Annotated in this window: 2 protein-coding genes; one reads left to right on the top strand and one right to left on the bottom strand. The window is 44.8% G+C overall.

Features of this window, described 5'->3' with window-relative positions:
- Window positions 1–107: 107 nt before the first annotated feature.
- Window positions 108–1,130, bottom strand: coding sequence for a DHH family phosphoesterase (locus SFV55_RS01245; RefSeq protein ID WP_320027625.1), 1,023 nt, complete (start codon window positions 1,128–1,130; stop codon window positions 108–110).
- Window positions 1,131–1,468: 338 nt separating this feature from the next.
- Between SFV55_RS01245 and SFV55_RS01240 the strand changes: the two genes are divergently transcribed.
- The coding region (locus tag SFV55_RS01240; protein WP_320027626.1) for a nucleoside-diphosphate kinase at window positions 1,469–1,567 on the top strand (99 nt) is incomplete at its 3' end.

The raw sequence follows: 1,567 nt of genomic DNA, 5'->3' as shown, positions 1-1,567 counted from the left end.
GCAATACCAGCGCCAGGAATAAGCATGACAAAATTCTCATGTTTGTTATTGATGTTGAGAGGCTCCTGGCTTTAGGTCGGAACCCAAAACGGAAAACCCAAATTTGGTTACACAGTAAATTCATTCACCCGATTCAGGGATTCGCGGTATTCTGGCAATAACTCGCGAAACTTTTTAATCGTGGCTTTTAGGCCGATAAAGGAAGCACCACCGGAAGCATTTCTATGCCCACCTCCTTTGAAGTGTTTTTGGGCGATTTCCTGTACCGAAAAATCTCCTTTAGAACGCAGAGATATTTTGACAATTGTTGGTTGCTCGGTGATAAAAGCAGCCATAATGATGCCTCGGATACGCAGCACGTAGTTCACAATACCTTCAGTATCACCCCGCTGGATGTCAAAACGAGCATAATCTTCCTTGGTCAGGGTGATGATGCCAGTACGGTATTCTTCCAGAATTTCCATCCGGTTGTATAAGCAATGCCCCAGGAGCCGCAGGTGTTTTTCTTCCTGGCTATTGGTGATCAGGTCTTGCAACAAATAATCATTTACCCCCAGTTCTACCAATTCTGCTACCGTGCGGTACAATTTTGGTGAAGTGCTGTATTTGAAGGAGCCCGTATCGGTTACAATGCCCGTAAAGATACACTCTCCAATTTTGACGTTGAGGTGCGCGTGCCAATCCATCAGCCCGATGAAATCATAAATGAGCTCACAGGTTGAACTTGCGGTGATGTCCGACAACAAATAATCGGGGAAAGCTTCCGGCTCCAGATGGTGATCAATCATCACCTTGGGCTTGGCCAAAGGGACAATCATTTCGCCAACCTTATCTATACGGTCCAGTGAGTTAAAATCCAGGCAGAAAAAAATTTCCCCCGATTCAACTTCCTCTTTGGCCCGATCCATATCCGCATCGTAGATCACCATTTCATGAACACCATCCATCCATTCCAAAAAACTGGGGTATTCGGAAGGGCAAACCACCACAGGCTGGTGCCCCATGTTTTTGAGCAAGTGGTACAAAGCCAATGAAGAACCGATTGCATCCCCATCTGGGTTTCGGTGGGTTAGAATCACTGCTTTACGAGGCTCCGCAAGATATTCTTTTAACGATTGGATGTTTTCCATGCTATCATCAAATCAAGGAGAAACTAAGACTTTGAAGAAGGCTGTTCAAAGGTTTGAATCATCCGTTTTTGCTCCTTCAAAATTCAGAGTGCGAAGGTGCCAAAAATTATGGATTTAACCAAAAAAAGTTGAGAAGGTTGAGGGAAGTTGAGGAGTTGAGAAGTTGAGGCTACCGCAGTAACTTAGACAAGGTCTTTTTCAAAATCGCTGCGGTAGCCTCAACTTCTCAACACCTCAACTCCTCAACTTTTTAAGCTTAACCTAAAAAAAACATCATTGCCTCCCTTCTCTTTCGGCTTTTTCCTTACTTTTGCGCCAAATTTTGCAAAACCGAGCATATGGCTGGAAATAGAACTTTTACGATGATCAAGCCCGACGCAGTAGCTGCGGGTCACATCGGTGCCATTTTGGCGCAAATCAACGAAGCAGGATTCCGC

The organism is Haliscomenobacter sp. (assembly GCF_033763495.1).
Classification (GTDB): domain Bacteria; phylum Bacteroidota; class Bacteroidia; order Chitinophagales; family Saprospiraceae; genus Haliscomenobacter.
The sequence above is the reverse complement of the archived record's forward strand: the minus strand, read 5'-3'. Positions and strand labels throughout refer to the sequence as shown.

Excerpts from the sequence above, each read along its gene's own strand:
- SFV55_RS01245 (WP_320027625.1), bottom strand. The coding sequence starts at position 1,130 with ATGGAAAACATCCAATCGTTAAAAGAATATCTTGCGGAGCCTCGTAAA.